Origin of the sequence: Chryseobacterium sp. UNC8MFCol, from assembly GCF_000482305.1 — a bacterium.
GTDB classification, from domain to species: Bacteria; Bacteroidota; Bacteroidia; order Flavobacteriales; family Weeksellaceae; genus Chryseobacterium; species Chryseobacterium indologenes.
On the sequence record NZ_AXUZ01000016.1, the window covers coordinates 91,728 to 111,543 of the forward strand.

Consider the following 19,816-nt stretch of genomic DNA (forward strand, 5'->3'; position numbering starts at 1 on the left):
GGTAAAAATGGATCGTGTGTAGAGTTCTCCTACGCTGTCGGTATCCATTTGTGTCATCAATCTATAGGTTAACGGCAGTTCCTTCAGCGTTTTTTTGCTGAATATGGTGGTTTTCTCTTTCTTTTTCATCATTTTCAACGAGCCAGTGGGCAATTTTTTGTTCAATTTTATAATTACATTTGTTACCAGGGGCTGTATACTGGCCGGCCGGGTTTATGTCCAATAAGATGTATTCATTGTCATGAGTAAGCATCACATCAAAGGAGCAGGTATTTAAATGTAAACTCTGGAAAAAATCAATAAGTTGTACTCTGTAATCCTTTGGGAGTTCGTAAGGTATCCAGTTGATGCTGTCTGTGCCGAAGCTTAATTTTACATCTGTTTCCTTGTTCTCTTCGGTAAGGATAATTGCTGTCGCATAAAAACTGCCGTCAATATAGAAAACCCTTATTTCCATTTTAGAGTCTACTTTTTGCTGGAAAAGAGTAGGTGTAAAATGTTCCGGTAAGGTTTCAATAAAATTCTTTTTTACGGTATTGGTATATATAGAAAATGTTTTTTCTCCTTTTGTAAAATATCCGCTGTGTCTGATGGGCTTCATGATAATCCCATGTGTATGCTTTTCATAAAATGATAACAGGTCTGCTTTGTTATTGCAAAGTATTGTTTCAGGCATTTTTACGCCGCTTTTTTTAGCGTGAAAAATGTGATCAAGCTTATTTGCATTTATTCCCAGATAATGAGGCATCCATGTCTTTTTCTTAAATCGCTGGAAAAGATATTGCATCAGCTCTCTGATTTCCAGTTGTAATTCGTAGTCGGCTTGTTTTAATAAAGGATCGTCAGTTTTTTTTGAAAAATCAAAAGGGATATCATGCTCAAACCTCCTGAACCAGATGACATTTATCTTATGGCTTATTTCAATTCCATTGATCCATATTTCTCCGGTATTGATGTCAAGTCTGGTATCGGTGGTTCTGTTAACCAAATCATTAATTGTAATTTTGGCGAAGTCTGCCTTCTGATAGATAAGCCAGTCTATTACAGGGTCGGTTCCCTGCTCATACCAGTCATAAGATAGTATAAGTATCATTTTTTTTGATGTTAAAGGATGGATGATCTTAAAAGAATACTTTCTGACTTTCTGTAGGGCAACTTTGAGTATGTAGAGAATTCTTACGCGATGATTTGTATTGGTAAGACTGCCTTATACAGAAACGTATTTGTTACATATTGTCGCTCCAATGCGATTCTATATCGCGGGCCTGGCTGTCTCTTCCGGTACTTTCAATGTCTTTTGAAAGGCTTCCTCCAAAGGTAATAGTCATTGCTTTTTTATTTAATAGCTTGACTGTCTTTAGAGTTGTTAATTTGATTTTAGTTTTGTTTGGTGTCATTTTTTTTGTTTTTGAAGGTTATGGCATATAATAAGTAATATTTGTGATATTCTATTGTAGAAAACCGTATACCGTCAGTAAAAGCCTGACAGTATACGGATATTCCTTATATTAGTCTCTCTTCAAAGAGTCATTTGAAGTAGATTCTACATCTCTTTTCTTAGAGCCTTCTGCGATTTCAAGGCTGTCTTCGATCTGATATCCTCCAGATACAAGTTTAATAGTTTTAAGATCTAATGGTTTAACTGTGTTTAAATTTGCTAATTTCATTTTAATTAATTTTAGTTGGATTAATAATTTTATTTTTTGTCATACTATCCCTGACAAGGGTTTTTGCTAGCTAGCGATTTATTATGGTCTTTTTGTACTGTACACTTACAAAAAGAATCATTCAAAGTTTATTTTCCTGTTCTGTTTTTTTCTTCCTGGTTTCCAAAATTATGTTTTGAAACTTTAAGTTTTTGATTTCCAAACTTATAAGATAGGGATAAGGTAAAAAACTGCGTGTCATAATAGTTTCGATACATCGTTTTTATACCGTTGGAATATGACGTATAAACAGGTTTTTGTGTTTTTAAAATATCATTTGCGATAATGGAGAGCTGTAAATTTTTATCTAACATTAAAAATTTAAGTCCTGCATATAAAGATTGGTTGGTACCCACTTTATCTACTCCGTTTACTCCGGGAAGGCTTATCCAGTATCCTACATTAAATGATAATGTTTTTTTTGAATTTAAAGAAAATTCATTATCTGTAGAAAGGTAAGTATTCCATCCATTCAGAGAACCAACCGTTATCGGGGTGTCTGATGTAGATTTTGTATAATTAATATCAAATGAATTGGTTGTTGTCCAGAACTTTACAGGATTAAACGATATGTTTTCTGTAAGGCCAATATTGTAGGTTTTAAGGAAGTTTAATACAAAATAACGGGTTATTTTTGTATCATTATCCAATATACCCAGCTGTTCAAAACCATTTTTTTCATATGAATAGTATATCTTAGACTCCAGATTATCAAATGTATAGATGAACTCAAAGTTACTGGTATAAGAAGGTTTCAGAAAAGGATTTCCTTCTACATACGAGTAAGGATTATCATATATCCTGAAAGGGTTCAGTTGATTATAATTGGGTCTGTTTATTCTTCTGCTGTATGTCATATTAAATGAGTGGTTGTCATTTGGAGTATACGCAAGATAGGCGGTAGGAAAAAGCTGAAAATATGTATTTTTATTTTCCTGATCAAGATTCCTTGAATATCCTTTCGTCTGTGTATTCTCGGCTCTCAGCCCTACATTTGCTTCCCATTTTTCACCCAGTTTTTTGTTGGCTGAAAAATATAATGCCTGTGTATTTTCTGTAAAATCAAATTCATTGGTTTGTTTTTCATCTATAATCGGGGTACCTGAACTATTGTCATAAAAAACGACATTGTTATGAGTCCTGGACTGTGAAATCTTACCTCCAAATGAGAGTTTTGCCCATTCTAACGGAAGTTCAGCATCTATTTTTCCTGAATAGTTTGTAATATCTTGGTTATTATTATTTATTGCTGCAAAGTACGATTGCGGAATATCATTCTTATCCCAGGAATTACCATCGTAATTTCGGGTGTTTTTATCTTTTAAAGAAAAATAATCCACATCAAATGATATTTTTTTTCCTAACGAATCCAATTTATAGATTGTATGAAAATTAAACTGATTCAAATTGGGCTTCTCATTACTTTTTGCCTTCGAAATAATATATGATTTTAAATAATCCCGGCTGTCATAAATATATGATGCTGTATTATTTTCATTAATATTCATCTCAGAAAAACTGCCTAAATACTGAAATCCCATTGAAAGTTTATTGGTCAGATCATAATCCAGCCCAAGCCTTGTTGAAAGGAATTTATTCTCAATCTTTCGCGGACTTTTATTTTCCCATCTCTCTTCAGGATAATAAATACTGCTGTTATCAATGTTTTTTCTGGTTCCATCTCCCGTATTAATAGAAGAGAACAGCGTGATTTTATCTTTTTGAAAACTAAAATCTGCTCCAAGATTCCCTGTCGCATAAGTGGCTTGCTTATAAGATGACCTTATGGTAGCATTCCAGCTATTCTTTTTAGTTTTTTTCAATACTATATTAATAAGACCTCCGTTTCCCTGTGCATCATATTTTGCCGGTGGAGTAGTGATAACTTCTATAGATTTAATCTGGTCAGAAGGTATAGTCTTTAAAAAGTTGGCTAAATCATCTCCGGCAAGGTGCATAATTTTGTCATCTATCAGAACTGAAACTCCACTTTTACCAATGATGGATATTTTATCATTAATTACTTTTACTCCGGGCGTAACTCTTAATGCGTCCATTGCATCTCCGCCTGTTGCAGATGTAGAGTTCTGTACATTAAATACTAGCCGATCAATTTTTCTTTCTACAAGCTTTTTTCTTGCCTTTATTTCAACTTCCTGTATTTCTTTTTCTATTAATTTTCCCACAGAATCATTCTTTTTCTCTTGCGAAAAAGCGAAGATTGTAAAAGTGATACTTAATGCGGAAAATACTTTTTTCATTTCTAAAGGTTATTACAAATTTTGATAAACTCAAAAATAAGTGTTTGATGTTTTATCTGGAGCAAAGATGCACGAGCTTTTGCGATAAAACAAGAAAAGCCTATCAGGATTTATAAATTTAAGGTGAATATGGTAAGTAATTTATAAATTCAGTATTTGATTTTATAAAAATTAAAAAAAATTAAATTGCTGAAAGTGAGTGCTTTATAGTATTGTGAAAGATGAAATTATTGAATAATTGATTTCTCAATTTCTTTGATATAAATAGAGGGAGTAATTCCTGTCTTTTTCTTAAAGGCAATAGAAAATGCCTGCACATTATTGTAACCTATTTCTTCCGCAATAGCCGGTAATTTGTAAGATCTAAACTTTTTATCCTTTACAAGCACATCTAATACGTAGTCAATACGTAGATCATTAAGGTAAGCAGTGAAGTTTTTACCTTTATGATTATTAATAATTTCAGATAGATAGGTCGTATTTGTTTTTATACTTTTTGCTAAACTGGCCAGGGTAATGCCATTCTTTAAAAACTGCAGTTTGCTTTCAAAAAGGTCTAAAGCCTTTAAAATAGATTGAGCAACATCGTCAGGAACAGTTTTGATCATTTTAGTTTCAGTAATTTCAGCTTTTGCGGATACTTCCGGTATGTTTACCTCATTTTCACTTGGGACATATACTGTTTCTGATTTCTTTTTTTCAACCCATTGAATCAGCTCTTGAGCAATTTTTCGATGTTTTTTTTCGGCTTTTTTTGTTTTATAGTAAAATGCTGCGAGCAATAAAAGCAAGAGTATTAAAATACTGATAGAGACATGTAAAAGTGTTTTTCTATGTTTTAAATCGGTAATAATATCTTCCTTTTCCTGCAGCAGGTTCGGAGTATCGTATTTTTTAGGGAGTTCGGTGGATAAATACTGGAATTGTTCATCAAGCTTTTTATCAACTTTTAGAAAACGATCAATATAATATAGTTGTTTCTCCTTATCGTTTTTTTCTTTATAATAATCTATAAGATAGGTGTAGGTCTCCCGAAGCTCAGGAAAGGTAATATTACTACTCTGTATATTAGAATCTAACTGGGTAAAATATTGTACTGCTTTTTCCTTGTTTGCTAATCCGTTATATGCCCTGCCTATATGGTATAGTGCATAATTTTCATTATTATCTTTGATTCCTGAAAAATAATTATAGGCTTTTAATAGTTCATCGGTTGCAGTTTTATATTCCTTCTGCTTTAGATGATAAAGCCCTGATAAGTATTGATATTGACTAATGCTATATTTGTTTTTGTTTTCAATCGAATATTGTAATCCCTGTTGAATCAATATATTGGCAGAATCCAGTTTGTTAATTTCAATGTAGCAGTTGATCAGGTTTACCCTGTTTTGATTATGTTCTGTCTTAAGAAAATCTTTTTTATTGTAATAATATCTGAAAATTTTAGCCGCTTCAGCGTTTCTGCCTATATAGCTGTTGATATAGGCAATGTTTAGGTTGGTATAGGCAATGAGTTTTTCATCTTTTTCTTCTTTTGCATATTTTAAACTTAAGATATAATTGTCCAGTGCTGCTTTTAATTGATCATACTTGTAGTACTGATTCCCTTTTAGTCTGTATACTGTGGAAATCCAGTAACTTCCTTTAATATCTTTTGTAACTGTGGATATACTGTCAATATATTGTAAGGCTGTTGAGAAATTTTCATTAAAATGCATAAGAGTATATCCTTCCGCTATCTGAACAATATTTTTTTCTCTTTTTGCTTTCTGTAAATAGTATTTAGCAATTTTTTTAGATTCAGAAACATTATCATTATTATAATAATCGTCAAATTTATTCTTCAGTTGTGAATAATTAAACTCACCTAAAGAATCAATTGTTTTTGTTTGAGCATTTCCAAAGCTACTCAACAGCAATAAAATTATAAATATTAACTTCATCATTTTTTCAATACAGTACAAATTTACATTTTTCTTACTCAAAAAACTACTAAGTTGAAAATCAATATAAAAATATTTAATTGTCTTATTTTCAATGCTTTATATTGTTTGTTGTATGTTATTGATTTATAAATTCGTAAGCCCTTTTCATTGTTGATTTGAAAAATATCCTTTTATTTGTGTTAAAATTTAAAATAAATTTAGATGAAAAAATCAGTTAAACAAGAAAAAAAATTATCGTTGAAGAAAGTACAAATTATGAAAATTAACGATATGAAAGTAATTAAAGGTGGATATAATGCAGGTAATAATGGTAGTATGGCTATTGATAGTGATGGCGATGACGATCAGACACCAACTCCATTAAGAAATACTCATGTAAAATAACTAACTTATTTATGAGGCCCTTATTTTTCATTACTTGCTTTTCTTCTTTTCTCTTTCATGCTCAACAATCAAATTTACCTCCATCAGTGCGTGCTACAGATGAATATTTTGGAGTTAAAATTTCTGACGATTATAGAAATCTGGAAAACCTTGATGATACAAATACTATGAACTGGATGAAGTCCCAGACTTCCTATACAAAATCAGTATTAGACCTTATTCCCAGCAAAAATTATTATTTGAACAAAAGGCTTGAATTTGATAAAAGACAGGGCTATTCTTTGACTAATCTCAAAGTGACAAGTAATGAAAAATATTTTTATTTAAAAAAGAATGATACGGAGAAAGTAGCAAAGTTGTATTCCAGAGAAGGGTTATCAGGAAAAGAAGAATTACTATATGATCCCAGCAGTTATAGAAGTAATGAAAAAACAAATCACGAATTTGTAATCAATTACATAAATCCAAGCTGGGATGGAAGTAAGGTTGCCATCTCAATGGCGGAAAAAGGACAGGAATTGGCAGAAGTTATTGTTCTTGATGTCAAGAAAAAATATATTTATCCTGAAGTTATTGGACAGATTGAGCCCGTAAGTGGCGGAGGCATAAAATGGTTAGATGATAATAGCGGTTTCTTCTATCTTTATTACCCTACTACGGATTCTAAATCCTTAGATTTTTATAAGAATACCCGAACTGTTTTATATAAAATCGGAACAGATCCGAAAAAGATAAATGATGTATTTTCTGCTAAAAATAATCCTGATTTAAATATTATCGACGAACATTTTCCGATGATTGTCGATATTGACAGAGAGGATCCATACTATGTAGGGATGTTAGTAGATTATGAAAGCTATAGAAAAACATTCTTTATCAGTAAAAAAGACTTATTAAATGGTAAGAAAAACTGGAAACCATTATATGATGCTAGTGATAAAGTAAGAAATCTTGATATATGTGGAGATCAGGTATTTTTTTTATCGTCATTTAATACGTCATTTAATCAACTATGCCAAACTAGTATTAACAACCCCAACTTTAAACATCCGGAAATTCTTGTTCCCGAGAAAAAAGACGAGTTTATTAAAAGCTATAAGATTACAAAAGACGGAATCTATTATACTACAACTAAAAATGGGGTAGAAGCAAAATTATACCTGTACAAGGATGGAAAAGATACTCCTATTCAACTTCCATATGCATCTGGAAGTATTAATTTGCAATCTCAGGGAGAAAATTCTTCTGATATCTGGATAACTTGTGCTGGTTGGGCTAATGAAGGCCAACGTTTCAAATATGATGTGAAAAACAATACATTCATTCCTGAAAACTTGTCTCCTGTTGCAAAATATCCCGAATTTGAAGATATTATTGTCAAAGAAATTACTGTAAAAGCAAAAGATGGAGAAGAAATCCCAGTTTCTTTGATTTACAATAAGAATCTTAAGAAAAACGGAAATAATATGGTTTTGATTGATAGTTATGGATCATACGGCCTTTCAATAAACCCATCCTTTTCTACTACTTATTTACTGTGGGTGAATCAAGGAGGAATGGTTGCAGTGGCTCATGTACGAGGTGGTGGTGAAAAAGGAGAAAAGTGGCGCCTAGGTGGTTTAAAAGAAACAAAACCCAATACATGGAGAGATCTGATTGACTGTACTGAATATTTAATCAAAGAAAAATATACTGCAAAAGATAAAGTGGCAATTTGGGGTGCCAGCGCAGGAGGCATTACAGTAGGAAGAGCTATGACCGAAAGGCCTGATTTGTTTAAAGCTGTGATTGCTGAAGTAGGCGTTATGAATCCAATTAGAGATGAAACAACTCCTAATGCCCAGCCAAAAGAATTCGGAACGATAAAAGATCCTAAGGAGTTTAAAGCATTACTCGAGATGGACTCCTACCACCACATTAAAAAGGGAACAAAATATCCTGCTACCTATATTACAGGAGGAATAAATGATCAGAGAGTTGCTGTATGGGAGCCTGTAAAATATGCCGCTAAATTAATGGCTAGTACCACATCTAATAATCCGGTATTACTAAAAATAGATTTTGAAGGCGGACATGCAGGGAATGTACCTGTTGCACAGCGTTATTCGAATATTGGAGAAATGTTTGCGTTTGCATTATGGCAACTTGGCCATCCGGATTATCAACCCAAACAAAAAAATACAGAGAAGTAGAATGCCTCGTTTTCCTTATCAGTTTTTTAATGAGTATATGATGCGTACTCCTTTGTTTTCATATAAAAAATTTTATGAAAAAGTAGGTGGTGAAGAAGTGTCAGGTGAAGAGTTGAGAGAAATTTTTAATGATAAGGTATTTCAGGAAGCCATTTATTTAGCCTCACCGAACTTGTATGAAGAACTATCTAAATATTTTAGCTCGGAACGGGAAGTATCTGCAAAAGAATATCAAAAACTAAAAAATACCATTTTAAAGTATTATAGCCGAATGTGTACTCGTTGTACCCCATTCGGCTTATTTTCTAATGTCAGTATAGGGAATTTTGATGATGTGGTTAGAGAAATATCTGATCATACTGATGATTTAGTTAGAGATACAAGGCTGGATATGCATTTTCTTGTTACTTTGGGACAACATTTTGTAAAGACACAGGAAATAAGACAAAAGCTTTTGTTCTTTCCAAACAGCACTATTTATAAACTTGGAAATAAAATCCGGTATATAGAATACCAATATGCAAATGGCAAAAGAGAGTATATCATCTCCTCAGCTCCTCTTTCAGAAGAATTACAGCAAATATTAGAATTTTCAAAAACGGGAAAAACGATTCAGCAACTTTCAGAAATTCTTGTAAACGAAGAAATAACTTGGGAAGATGCTTTGGATTTTTTGGAAGAACTAGTAGATAATCAGGTTCTTGTAAGCGAACTTGAACCTAATGTTTCAGGAATAGACTTTTTGGAAGCCATACTCTTAGTTTTACATAGAATTAAAGCAGATAAAGAAATATCTCTTTTACTTTCTGTAAAACAAAAAATAGACGAAATAGACCAGGAAATAGGAAATCATATTTCAAAATATCATGAAATTGAGAAACTTATACAGCCCTTTGAAATACAATATGACCGAAAGTATTTATTCCAGACAGATTTATATTCCAATATTAAATTCACTCTACCAAGGATTTGGAAAAATGAATTGAAGAAGGCGGTTATTTTTTTAAATAAAATACATCAGCCTCAGCAGGGTACTACATTAGAAAAGTTTAAAAAAGCCTTTGCAAAGAGATATGAAACACGGGAAGTTTCTCTAAGCCTTGCTCTTGATACTGAAGCCGGTATCGGATATAAGCAGAATAGTGCCATAAAAGGGATTCATCCGTATTTGGAAGATCTAAAGATTTCTAATTCAAAGAAAGGTCAAAATAGTACTATTATTCTTAATCCTATACAGAAAATTCTCAATGAGAAACTACAAAGTGCTTTGTTAGAAAGCCAATATACAATAGAATTGTCTGATGAAGACTTTAAAGATTTTGAAGAAAACTGGAATAATTTGCCCGATACGATCTCTTTTCTGGCAGAAATTGTTTCAGACAATAGTCAGGAGAAACTATTTATAAATAGCCATACAGGAAGTAGTGCTGCTAATTTTTCTGGAAGATTTTGTTCAGAAAAATCAAAAATAGAAGCTTTAACAAAAGCAATTACAAAAAAAGAAGAAGAACTGAACCCTGAATATATTTTAGCTGAAATAATTCATTTACCGGAAGCAAGAATAGGAAATGTAATTCGAAGACCTACTTTAAGACAATATGAAATTCCATATCTTGCCCAATCGGTTTTAAATAAAGAAAATCAGATATCAGTAGATGATTTGTATATTTCTTTGAAGAATGACGATATTATTTTACGATCTAAAAAGCTTAATAAAGAAGTACGGCCTTATTTAACAAACGCTCATAATTATTTTACGAATTCCTTACCCGTTTATCATTTTCTTTCTGATTTATATTCACAAAATGCAGCCCCGAAACTATATTTTGATTGGGGAAGTTTAGATCAGATCTATAAATTTCTGCCAAGGGTAGAATATAATAATATCATTCTTTCAAAAGCTCGGTGGAAAATTACAGAAAAGGATATTGCTCATCTTGATGCCATGATTCCGGATAAAAAACTTTTTTTAGCTGAATTGAAAAACTGGAGAACAAAAAGAAAAATTAAACCCTGGATTCAGTGGGCAAAGTTTGATAATACATTAACAATGAATCTGGAAAATTATGATATGGCAAAACTTTTTATTCAAACTATAAAAAGTGAAAAGTCGATCAATATTGAAGAGTTTCTGTACAATGAAAATTGTGATTTTAGATATGAATTTGTCTTTCCTATGTATAAAAATTAAAAATTATAATGGTGTCCCAGAGACAATTTTTTCCCGGAAGTGAATGGCTGTATATTAAAATTTATACAGGAGTAAAAACTGCTGATATTATTTTGGAAGAAGCTATTGCTTTTTTTATAGAAGATCTTCAAAAAAATAATCATATCTCAAAATGGTTTTTCATTCGTTATACTGATCCGGAGCCACACCTAAGAATAAGGCTGAAGGTCAGTAATATAAATAATTACAATACAATTTTTGAAAAAATCAATGATGCCTTAAAGGAATATACAGAAAGTGGAGAAATCTCCAATATTATTGTAGATACTTACAATAGGGAAATAGAGAGATATGGAGAAAATACAATGGATGATGCCGAAACCTTATTCCAAAACAATAGCGAATTTACTCTGCAGTGCTTGCATTATGATGATGAGGAAAAAATTATTGTTTCTATGTATTATATTGATCAGACTCTCGACGAAATCAATCTTACTATTCCGGAGAAACTAGGATGGATCAGGAATTTCAATAATGTTTTTAAACAAGAGTTTAATGCAGATAAAAAACTCAATTCACAATTAGATAAAAAGTATAGAGAATTCAAATTAAAATTTGTTGATTTTCTTACTTCTGAAGAATTTTCTAAAGAAAGAGAATGTATTATTAATATTCTGGCAGGCAATCTTGCATTTCAAAATATTATCAACCATAATGAAAACCAATCTTTAGGAATGTCCTTACAGGTTTTTTTTCAAAGTATATTTCATATGAATATCAACAGACTTTTCATATCTGATCAAAGGTTATTTGAAATGGTAATCTATGACTATCTACTCAGACATTATAAAACTACAATTAATTATCCTTTGTAAACTGTAGTTAAACATCTGTTTAAAAAACCATAAAAAATAATTAAAACTCAGTTAACAGCCTTCTTCTTCAGATACCGTTGCTTTGCAAAAAAGTAATGATGGAAAACAACAACCAATTCAGCAGAAGGAGATTTCTGAAAAATTCATTATTAGCAGCCGGTGGATTTTTTATCGCACCTCTTATTGAAAGCTGTAGTGATGACTTCACCGGTGATGCAGACGCAGCTCCGGACGGGTTAAAAAATTCAGGATTTGAATCCGGGGTAGCCAGTTTTGATCCCGGAGCAACAGGAGTAATTATCTGGACAAGATATTCAGCGGGCTCCAATGCTGAAATTACCTGGGAAATCAGTAAAAATAATACTTTCTCAGAAGTCATAAGACGTGGAAAAGCCAATGCAACGACTGTTAATGATTTTACCATTGCCATTGATGTACAGAATATTCCTTCCCATACAAAATACTATTACAGGTTTTATAACAGAACTACGAAAGAAACCAGTGTTATTGGAGAAACATTGACATTACCATCCAAATCTGATTCCGTGAATGATGTGAAAATGGCCGTCGTTTCCTGTTCTAATTTTCCGGCCGGACTTTTTAACGTCTATGGAGCCATTGCTCAGTCCGAAGCAGATGTTGTGGTGCACCTTGGTGATTACATTTATGAATATGCACCGGGACAATACGGAACCAATCCTTACACCAACCCACTGGGAAGAGCTCATAAGCCCGCTAAAGAAATTCTTACCCTTGATGATTACAGAGAACGATACAGGCAGTACAGAGGAGATAAAAACCTTCAGCTTCTTCACCAGAAAAAACCATTTATCTGTGTTTGGGATGACCACGAATTTGCCAACGATACTTATAAAACCGGAGCAGAAAATCATCAGCCGGACGAAGGCGATTTTCAGGCAAGAAAAATGGCGGCATTCCAGGCATACAGCGAGTATATTCCCTTAAAAACCGGAAAAGATCTTAGAATTTACAGAAGTTTTAATTTCGGAAATATACTTTCCCTTTACATGATGGATACAAGAGTGATTGCAAGGGACAAACAAATGGAATATTCAGATTATCTGGATAGTTCAGGAAACTTTAAACAGGCAGAGTTTCAGACAGACTTTCTAAGTACAGGCAGAAAACTGATCGGAAGTGAGCAAATGGCCTGGCTGGGATCTCAGATTAATACAGATACAGCGAAATGGAAAGTGCTGGGGCAACAGATCCTCATGACCAAAATGTTGGTTCCTGCCGAATTATTGATGCTGCTCAATCAGATTCTGGGTGAAATAAAAAAGTATGGAAGTGCACAGCCTGCAACAATGCAAGCCCTTCAGACCACATTGGCCCAATTGATTGTTATCAAAAAAAGATATCAGCAGCAAGATCCGGCTTTAACACCACAGGAAATCGCCAGAATAAAAACCACTCTCCCTTACAATCTGGACGCATGGGATGGCTACTTTATGGAAAGAGAACAACTTTATTCTATTTTGGCGGGGAAGAATGTAGTTGTTCTGGCAGGAGATACACACAATGCATGGTTGGGTAAACTCAACAACGCACAGGGAAATTTCATTGGAACAGAATTGGCATGCAGCTCAGTCTCTTCACCCGGATTAGAAGGCTATCTGGGAATTAGCTCCGATCCTGCTAAAGCTCAGGAACTGGCTCAGGCATTTTCGTTACTGATCGATGACCTTGAGTATGCTAACCTTCATAAAAGAGGTTATCTGCATATAAAGTTTACTCCAGGAAGCGCTCAGGCAGAATGGAGGTTCGTAGACAATGTCTTTTCCGAAACTTATAATACCACTACTGAAAAAACACATAGTATATCATAGTTTTAAGAACATCTTTATTTCAATTTTGTACAAAAAGAGCTGCAGCACTATTGCAGCTCTTTTTTGTTTTTATAGTCTTTTTTTCATATCTTGAGATTATGCAAGAATATGTAGAGAAAGAATTTTTACCACTGGAATCAAAACCCTGGTGGATCATAACGTGGCTGATCAGGATTTTTTGCCCGATTTTTTTATTGGTGGCTATTGTAATGTTTCTGGTATTCCCGTTTCTGTTGGCCAAGAACGTAACAGCTTTTATCATACTTGCCTTGGTATATTATCCGGCGTTGATTTACATCGGTTATCGTTTATTCCGTCAGGGTAAAAAAGCTTCCGCAGAAAGGGTGACTAAAATTCTGGTAGATAATGAAGGACTTCACTATTATAAAATAAACGGAAGTAAAGAAGAAATTCTTTACAGTCAGATTCAGGGGTGGAGCCTTGCCGATGTGTATGATGTCGGGGTAGCGCAAAAAGTTAAAACCTGGTTTCTGAAATTAAGGTATGATGATGACGTTGTTGAGGTTGATTTTGGTAAAATAGATCCCGGATTTAGCTATTACACCGGCAATAAAAGGGCACTCAGAAGAAAATTTATTCAGGGAATTGTCCATTTCAGACCAGATCTAAGAGTAGATCCTTTCGTATTCGATGCCTTTTACATCAATCCTGAAAACTTCCGGTTTAATGCCCTACAGTACTGGAAAAGTGTACTCGGCACAGTTGCATTGATGTTGGGACTTATTATGGTATTTACTCTTTTGGTGATATGGCTGGTAAAATAAGACCTAGCAGAAAAATAAAATGTCGTTCTCTCAGTATAGTTGACTTAGATATTTTTATAAAGATCTGTGTAATCCGCCTGACCTGAGACAAAAATAAATTAAATTTTATCTTACAATATTTCAATTTAATTACTACCAGGTAAAAACCAAATTGTTAAAAAAATAACATTTTCCGAATCTATTGCTTATATTTATTTTTCTATTGAGATTAAAACCAAATAAAATATATCATTAGGTTTAAAAATTAATTGAAAAGACAATGGTGGAAAATTTTATTTATTACTTAGGGCTCGTCCTCGTAATCATTGGCTCTATTATGTTAGCCAACCGTTTGAAAGTTGCATATCCTATTATTCTGGTCATTGCAGGATTACTTATAAGTTTCATTCCCGGTTTGCCTGTTATCAAAATTGATCCTGAACTGATCTTCATTATTTTTCTGCCACCCCTTTTATATGAGGCCGCTTTTGCCGTTTCATGGAAAGAAATATGGAAGCTAAGACGTGTCATTACAAGCTTTGCGTTTATCGTGGTTTTTCTTACTGCAATTTCAGTTGCCTTTGTAGCCAATTACTATATTCCGGGGTTTTCTTTGGCTTTAGGTTTTGTATTGGGAGGCATAGTATCTCCTCCGGATGCGGTAAGTGCCGGGGCGATTTTGAAATTTGTAAAAGTTCCTAAAAATGTTTCTACAGTTTTAGAAGGAGAAAGCCTCTTCAATGATGCCTCTTCTTTGATTATATTCAGGTTTGCCATGGTGGCTGTCGCTACAGGCCAGTTTTTATGGCAGGACGCTCTTGCAAGCTTTGGATGGATGATCTTCGGAGGATTGGGAATAGGTGTGTTGCTTGCCTATATCTTTTTGAAGATCGAAAAAATATTCCCTACAGATGTCAATATGGATGCGATATTAAGTCTTGTAGCACCTTATGTGATGTATATTGCTGCAGAAGAAGTTCATGCTTCGGGAGTATTGGCCGTAGTAAGTGGCGGATTGTTTCTTTCGGTCAGGAGACATGAGATCTTCAGAACCCCGGAATCAAGATTGAAAGGATCCAACGTATGGGAAAGCTTTGTATTTTTAATCAATGGAATTGTATTTTTATTAATAGGATTAGATCTCCCTGAAATTATGGTGGGGCTACGTAAAGAAGGAGTAAGCTTTTCAGATGCCGTCAATTATAGTCTCGTGATTACGGCAGTATTGATTGTAGTCCGGTTTCTGGCTTCCTTTGGGGCGGTATTTACAACAATGATAATGCGGAATTATATCAACGTTGCAGACAGAAGCCCGGGGATGAAACTTCCCGTTCTGATGGGCTGGACGGGAATGCGCGGAGTGGTTTCCCTGGCAGCCGCATTATCCATCCCGGTACTGATGGATAACGGACAACCCTTTCCACATCGTGATCTGATTCTCTTTATTACCTTTGTAGTGATTCTGGTCACATTAATCCTTCAGGGACTTACATTGCCGGCGCTGATCAGGAAGCTCAACTTATCAGATTCCGGAGGAAGGTATTGGTCGAAAGAAGAATCCGAACATTTTCTGCGGAGAGAAATGCGTCGTGTAGCCCTGCATTATCTTAACGAAAACTATAGGGAAAGAAGAGCCGAGAATGAATATTTTAATCGTATGCTTGATCGTTGGGAGAAAGAAGATAAGGAAGACTCCATTCATAAAATGTCTGATGAAGGTAAAAAAATATATTTTGAGGCACTGGAACAGCAACGCATATGGCTTCGCGAAGAAAACAGACGCAATATGAATATAGATGAAGAATACATCAGACATTACTTAACCAGATTGGATATGGAAGAAGAAAGAGTGAGAATGTAAATACCAGAAGAATGAATTTAGTAAAACAACTGGGGCAATTCCCCGATGAAAAAAGAAAAGAATATTTCAGTACACTTCCCAATTATATTAACGGGAAATTCCAGAATATACTTGTCACACCAGCCTTATTAGAAGGTGAAAGCATGACCAAAGCTCTTGTGAGCAGCTTATGCAAAATAGAAAATACATCACCCCGAACAGCTCTTCCTTTTGTAACAACTGATCTCAAAAATCTTACCCGTGAAGAAAATATTCTCGTATGGTTTGGACATAGCTCTTATCTGATACAGATTGATGGTAAAAGATTTTTAATAGATCCGGTTTTCAGTGGAAATGCTTCTCCAATGCCCGGGTCTATCAAAGCTTTCCAGGGTGCAGATTATTATAAACCGGAGCATATGCCTGATATTGATTTCCTCCTTATTTCCCATGATCACTGGGATCATCTGGATTTTAAAACCGTACAGGCCTTAAAAAATCATGTAGGGACTGTCATTTGTGGATTAGGTACCGGTCAGCATTTTGAATACTGGGGCTGGAAACCGGAAAAAATTATTGAAAAAAACTGGTGGGAAAGTATCAGTATTGCAGAAGGTTTTACCATTACGCTGACACCGGCAAGACATTTTTCCGGCAGATTGCTGAACAGGAATATCTCATTATGGACTTCATTTGTATTGAAAACCCCATCCAAAAACATGTTTCTGGGAGGAGACAGCGGCTATGGAAATCATTTTACCGAAATAGGAGAAAAATACGGACCCTTTGATCTGGCTGTAATGGAGTGCGGACAGTATAACGAGAAATGGCCGTACATCCATTCCTTGCCTGACCAGATTATTACCGAAGTAAAAGAATTGAAGGCGAAAAATTTCATCCCTGTACACCATTCAAAATTTAAATTGTCTCAGCATACCTGGTACGAACCTCTGGAACTGATCTCAAAATATGCAGAAGAAAACCATCAACCCATTACCTTGCCGCTCATCGGTGAAAAAGTAAATCTCGATCACCTGGAGCACACGGTCTGGGAAAAATGGTGGAAAGAATACATATAATTAAACCCCTGTTCGGCTTGAGCAGGGGTTTCTTGTGATCAAAAAAATAATACTATAAAGGTTCCTTATGGTTTACCTTAGTATGGATGATGTCATAAAATACAGCCGGATTTGATGCATCAGGCGTTATTCTGTATGTGAATGTCGTTTCGTTGAGAGTCAGAATATCCACGACTCTGGTAAATGTAGGGGTAGTCAGTGTTCTCTTTTTCCCATCCGGAGAAATAGACCATGTCCCTTCAGAGCGTAAAACATCATTTAACCCGAAGATTTTAAAGGTTCCGTTAGCTTTAAAGTAAGAATATCCTACGTAACCGGCCACTTTATTGTCATTTAATGCCACGCTGTTTCCATCCTTATCTTTGGCACCTGTTGTTTCCCAGGGGGTAGAAGCTAATGTAAGCTGTCCATTGGCAGGTTCAGCATGAGATGTTCTTGTATGGATAATGTCATAATAAACTGAAGGATCTGCAGAATTAGGACGTATTCTGTAAGTAAATTCATTTCTGTTTAAAACAAGAATTTCAACATCACGGGTAAAAATAGTGGTTCCGTCCGGGTTCAGGGAAGAAATAGTTCTTGTTTTTCCCTGCGCATCTACAGACCATGTTCCCATCGACCTTAAGACATCAGTCAAATTATAGATCGCAAAGCTTCCATTAGTTTTGAAATAGGCAAAACCTACATATCCCGCAACGCTGGAATCAGTTAATGCCACGCTGTTTCCGTTTTTATCTTTAGCTCCGGTTGTTTCCCATGGTGTGGAAGATAAAACCTGGAAAGGAGTCTGCTGTTCAATAATCATTTCATTGTCATCATTTGAACACGATATAAAAGATACTGATAAAAGCATTGCTGCAGACAGATAACATAATTTTTTCAGTGTATTCATAAGAGTATTTTTAAATCTTTTGCAAACATATTCCTTATTGCTGTTTCAAACTTTGTATAAAATATCTCTTTTGTTGTAGAAAACATAGCTTTTCGTTTTTAAGATTTTCAAATCAATAAATCATCTTTTGAGAAATATTAGTAAAAAATTGTCGTAGATACACTCCGTTGCGTTTTCTAATATTTGTAAGGCTATAATTTTCAAACCACATAGGCACATAGAATGACAAAAACTTTTTAATCTTGCATTCGTGGCAAACAATAGACAGATCACAAATTTTACCGAAGATAAAATCCCTGTACCTTAAAAAATGAAGCTTGTTAAAAACCTTGGCGATCCTTTGGCGACAATACAATATTTTGCTTTCAACTTTAATTAAGATGTAGGTTTTCTTATTTCTTCCTAAAAAAGTATTTTTGAAATATGAATAACAGAAACCGTGGAAAGAATACCGGTGATGATCCCTTGTTCGACTCAGAAAAGCAGTTGGGTAAACTCAGAATGGCTGTGCAGGATATGCACTATTTGCTGACAAGAGGTTATCCAGAAAAAGCAACATCCGAACTGGTAGGAAACCGATACAGGTTAAAAACAAGACAGGTTCAGGCGTTGAGGGGAGCTTCAGCATCTGAGCATCAGCTGACCACCAGGAAAACAAAAGAATTGAATGCTTCAGATTTACAGGACAAAATAGTTTATCTCGATGGGTTCAATGTCCTGATATTGTTAGAAAGTTGGCTTTCGGGAGCTTATATTTTTAAAGGGCTGGACGGATGTTTACGTGATCTTTCAGGTGTTCACGGTACATATAAAAGGGTTCATCAGACCCTGCAGGCGATTGAACTGGTGGCAGCTTTTCATGTGGAGAATAAAATCCGGAAAATAGTCTGGATTTTTGATCAGCCGGTTTCCAACAGTGGCAGAATTAAACAAATGATTCTAGACTTTTCCAAAGAAAACAATCTCAACTGGGAGGCAGAGCTTCAATACAATCCAGATAAATTTTTATCCGAAAGTTCAGAAATTATTATTTCCTCAGATGCTTGGATTCTGGATCATTGCAAAGAATGGTTTAACCTTGTCGGGTATCTGATTGAGAAAGAAAATTTATCGGTGAATCTGGTGAAAACATACTGAAATGAATCTGATAAAAAAATATATTCCCTTTATTTCAAAGGAGTGGAAAGAAAAATATCTGGCTGTACTGGCAGAAGAGCATCTAAATAGTTTGAAAAGCAATATTGAAAAATATCAAGCTGGTATTTTGGAATATGACCTGCCTTACTTTAATGAAGAAATAAAAATCAACAGGCAGGAAATCTTCGAAAACTTTATAGGTATTCTTGGAAATGATCAGTCCGATGAGGTAAAAGCACAAATTTTAGAGACAATTCCGTTTGAAGACTGGCTTATTCTCTTAGGTCAGAGACTGACATCAGCAAGTATTCGCGATGAAAATGCAGCTCCTCCCGTTAAACCAGTTTTAATAAAAGCCTGTCTGGAACCTTTTAACAATGAAATTACCATTGCCCAGAGAGCCTGGGAAAAACATATCGGAAGAATGGATGATGACTTCTGGGGTGAAATCAAAGGAAATAATCAGCAAAAGCAGGAAAAAGTGATGGCTAAAATCTATGATATTCTTGAACACCAAACCTGGTGGAATGTATTCTTCCACTATAAACACGGCCTTGTTTTTGAAGTCAGAGAAAAAGAAGGACACGGCCTGCGCTGGAGTCATGGCGGAACAAAGCTCATCGGTTTTCTCGAAAAATTTATCAATGAATAACTGAATACCGTAAAAAGGTTGCGTACTAACCTGGTAGCTTTGCTGCAAAATATAATAAATCAGTAAAA

General features: G+C 34.5%; 16 protein-coding genes. 10 read left to right on the forward strand and 6 right to left on the reverse strand.

What is annotated here, in order from left to right; genetic code table 11:
- Window positions 1-61: 61 nt before the first annotated feature.
- The 5 genes from M030_RS0110905 to M030_RS0110925 form a co-directional block, all read right to left on the reverse strand.
- Complete coding sequence (locus M030_RS0110905) at window positions 62-1,093, reverse strand: hypothetical protein (RefSeq protein ID WP_027373539.1); 1,032 nt, start codon at window positions 1,091-1,093, stop codon at window positions 62-64.
- A 133-nt stretch (window positions 1,094-1,226) separates the two neighbouring features.
- Window positions 1,227-1,397 (reverse strand): hypothetical protein, encoded by a 171-nt coding sequence (locus M030_RS25505; RefSeq protein ID WP_155857888.1) that lies wholly within the window; start codon window positions 1,395-1,397, stop codon window positions 1,227-1,229.
- Window positions 1,398-1,508: 111 nt separating this feature from the next.
- Window positions 1,509-1,667 carry a hypothetical protein gene (locus M030_RS25510; protein ID WP_155857889.1) on the reverse strand — a complete coding sequence of 53 codons (159 nt, stop codon included), beginning with the start codon at window positions 1,665-1,667 and terminating at the stop codon, window positions 1,509-1,511.
- Window positions 1,668-1,795: 128 nt separating this feature from the next.
- A complete protein-coding gene (locus tag M030_RS0110920) occupies window positions 1,796-3,967 on the reverse strand; it encodes an outer membrane beta-barrel family protein (RefSeq protein WP_027373540.1) in 2,172 nt (723 codons plus the stop codon).
- Window positions 3,968-4,194: 227 nt separating this feature from the next.
- On the reverse strand, window positions 4,195-5,913 hold the full coding sequence (locus M030_RS0110925; protein ID WP_081806327.1) for a helix-turn-helix domain-containing protein: 1,719 nt from the start codon (window positions 5,911-5,913) through the stop codon (window positions 4,195-4,197).
- Between the two features lie 201 nt (window positions 5,914-6,114).
- Between M030_RS0110925 and M030_RS0110930 the strand changes: the two genes are divergently transcribed.
- From M030_RS0110930 to M030_RS0110965, 8 genes are all read left to right on the forward strand, one after another.
- Window positions 6,115-6,297, forward strand: a complete 183-nt coding sequence (locus M030_RS0110930) for a hypothetical protein (protein ID WP_027373542.1) — start codon at window positions 6,115-6,117, stop codon at window positions 6,295-6,297.
- 86 nt (window positions 6,298-6,383) lie between these two features.
- Complete coding sequence (locus tag M030_RS0110935) at window positions 6,384-8,489, forward strand: prolyl oligopeptidase family serine peptidase (protein ID WP_228375214.1); 2,106 nt, start codon at window positions 6,384-6,386, stop codon at window positions 8,487-8,489.
- A 1-nt stretch (window position 8,490) separates the two neighbouring features.
- Window positions 8,491-10,680, forward strand: coding sequence for a lantibiotic dehydratase family protein (locus tag M030_RS0110940; protein WP_027373544.1), 2,190 nt, complete (start codon window positions 8,491-8,493; stop codon window positions 10,678-10,680).
- 8 nt (window positions 10,681-10,688) lie between these two features.
- Window positions 10,689-11,534 (forward strand): thiopeptide-type bacteriocin biosynthesis protein, encoded by an 846-nt coding sequence (locus M030_RS0110945; protein ID WP_027373545.1) that lies wholly within the window; start codon window positions 10,689-10,691, stop codon window positions 11,532-11,534.
- A gap of 95 nt (window positions 11,535-11,629) precedes the next feature.
- Entirely contained in the window at window positions 11,630-13,384 is a 1,755-nt protein-coding gene (locus M030_RS0110950) for an alkaline phosphatase D family protein (RefSeq protein ID WP_081735611.1), read from the forward strand.
- A 98-nt stretch (window positions 13,385-13,482) separates the two neighbouring features.
- A complete protein-coding gene (locus M030_RS0110955) occupies window positions 13,483-14,169 on the forward strand; it encodes a hypothetical protein (protein ID WP_027373547.1) in 687 nt (228 codons plus the stop codon).
- A 259-nt stretch (window positions 14,170-14,428) separates the two neighbouring features.
- Window positions 14,429-16,009 (forward strand): Na+/H+ antiporter, encoded by a 1,581-nt coding sequence (locus tag M030_RS0110960; RefSeq protein WP_027373548.1) that lies wholly within the window; start codon window positions 14,429-14,431, stop codon window positions 16,007-16,009.
- 11 nt (window positions 16,010-16,020) lie between these two features.
- The gene (locus M030_RS0110965) at window positions 16,021-17,067 is read left to right on the forward strand and encodes an MBL fold metallo-hydrolase (protein ID WP_027373549.1); all 1,047 of its coding nucleotides are present in this window, start codon (window positions 16,021-16,023) and stop codon (window positions 17,065-17,067) included.
- Window positions 17,068-17,119: 52 nt separating this feature from the next.
- Here M030_RS0110965 and M030_RS25280 read toward each other — a convergent pair whose 3' ends face one another.
- Window positions 17,120-17,959 carry a DUF4822 domain-containing protein gene (locus M030_RS25280; protein ID WP_081806328.1) on the reverse strand — a complete coding sequence of 280 codons (840 nt, stop codon included), beginning with the start codon at window positions 17,957-17,959 and terminating at the stop codon, window positions 17,120-17,122.
- Window positions 17,960-18,382: 423 nt separating this feature from the next.
- Here M030_RS25280 and M030_RS0110980 point away from each other — a divergent pair, with 423 nt between their 5' ends.
- On the forward strand, window positions 18,383-19,096 hold the full coding sequence (locus M030_RS0110980; protein ID WP_027373550.1) for a DUF434 domain-containing protein: 714 nt from the start codon (window positions 18,383-18,385) through the stop codon (window positions 19,094-19,096).
- 1 nt (window position 19,097) lies between these two features.
- Window positions 19,098-19,748 (forward strand): hypothetical protein, encoded by a 651-nt coding sequence (locus tag M030_RS0110985; RefSeq protein ID WP_027373551.1) that lies wholly within the window; start codon window positions 19,098-19,100, stop codon window positions 19,746-19,748.
- The last annotated feature ends 68 nt before the right edge of the window (window positions 19,749-19,816 follow it).

Excerpts from the sequence above, each read along its gene's own strand:
- M030_RS0110905 (WP_027373539.1), bottom strand. The coding sequence starts at position 1,093 with ATGATACTTATACTATCTTATGACTGGTATGAGCAGGGAACCGACCCT.
- M030_RS25505 (WP_155857888.1), bottom strand. The coding sequence starts at position 1,397 with ATGACACCAAACAAAACTAAAATCAAATTAACAACTCTAAAGACAGTC.
- M030_RS25510 (WP_155857889.1), bottom strand. The coding sequence starts at position 1,667 with ATGAAATTAGCAAATTTAAACACAGTTAAACCATTAGATCTTAAAACT.
- M030_RS0110920 (WP_027373540.1), bottom strand. The coding sequence starts at position 3,967 with ATGAAAAAAGTATTTTCCGCATTAAGTATCACTTTTACAATCTTCGCT.
- M030_RS0110925 (WP_081806327.1), bottom strand. The coding sequence starts at position 5,913 with ATGATGAAGTTAATATTTATAATTTTATTGCTGTTGAGTAGCTTTGGA.
- M030_RS0110930 (WP_027373542.1), top strand. The coding sequence starts at position 6,115 with ATGAAAAAATCAGTTAAACAAGAAAAAAAATTATCGTTGAAGAAAGTA.
- M030_RS0110940 (WP_027373544.1), top strand. The coding sequence starts at position 8,491 with ATGCCTCGTTTTCCTTATCAGTTTTTTAATGAGTATATGATGCGTACT.
- M030_RS0110945 (WP_027373545.1), top strand. The coding sequence starts at position 10,689 with ATGGTGTCCCAGAGACAATTTTTTCCCGGAAGTGAATGGCTGTATATT.
- M030_RS0110950 (WP_081735611.1), top strand. The coding sequence starts at position 11,630 with ATGATGGAAAACAACAACCAATTCAGCAGAAGGAGATTTCTGAAAAAT.
- M030_RS0110955 (WP_027373547.1), top strand. The coding sequence starts at position 13,483 with ATGCAAGAATATGTAGAGAAAGAATTTTTACCACTGGAATCAAAACCC.
- M030_RS0110960 (WP_027373548.1), top strand. The coding sequence starts at position 14,429 with ATGGTGGAAAATTTTATTTATTACTTAGGGCTCGTCCTCGTAATCATT.
- M030_RS0110965 (WP_027373549.1), top strand. The coding sequence starts at position 16,021 with ATGAATTTAGTAAAACAACTGGGGCAATTCCCCGATGAAAAAAGAAAA.
- M030_RS25280 (WP_081806328.1), bottom strand. The coding sequence starts at position 17,959 with ATGAATACACTGAAAAAATTATGTTATCTGTCTGCAGCAATGCTTTTA.
- M030_RS0110980 (WP_027373550.1), top strand. The coding sequence starts at position 18,383 with ATGAATAACAGAAACCGTGGAAAGAATACCGGTGATGATCCCTTGTTC.
- M030_RS0110985 (WP_027373551.1), top strand. The coding sequence starts at position 19,098 with ATGAATCTGATAAAAAAATATATTCCCTTTATTTCAAAGGAGTGGAAA.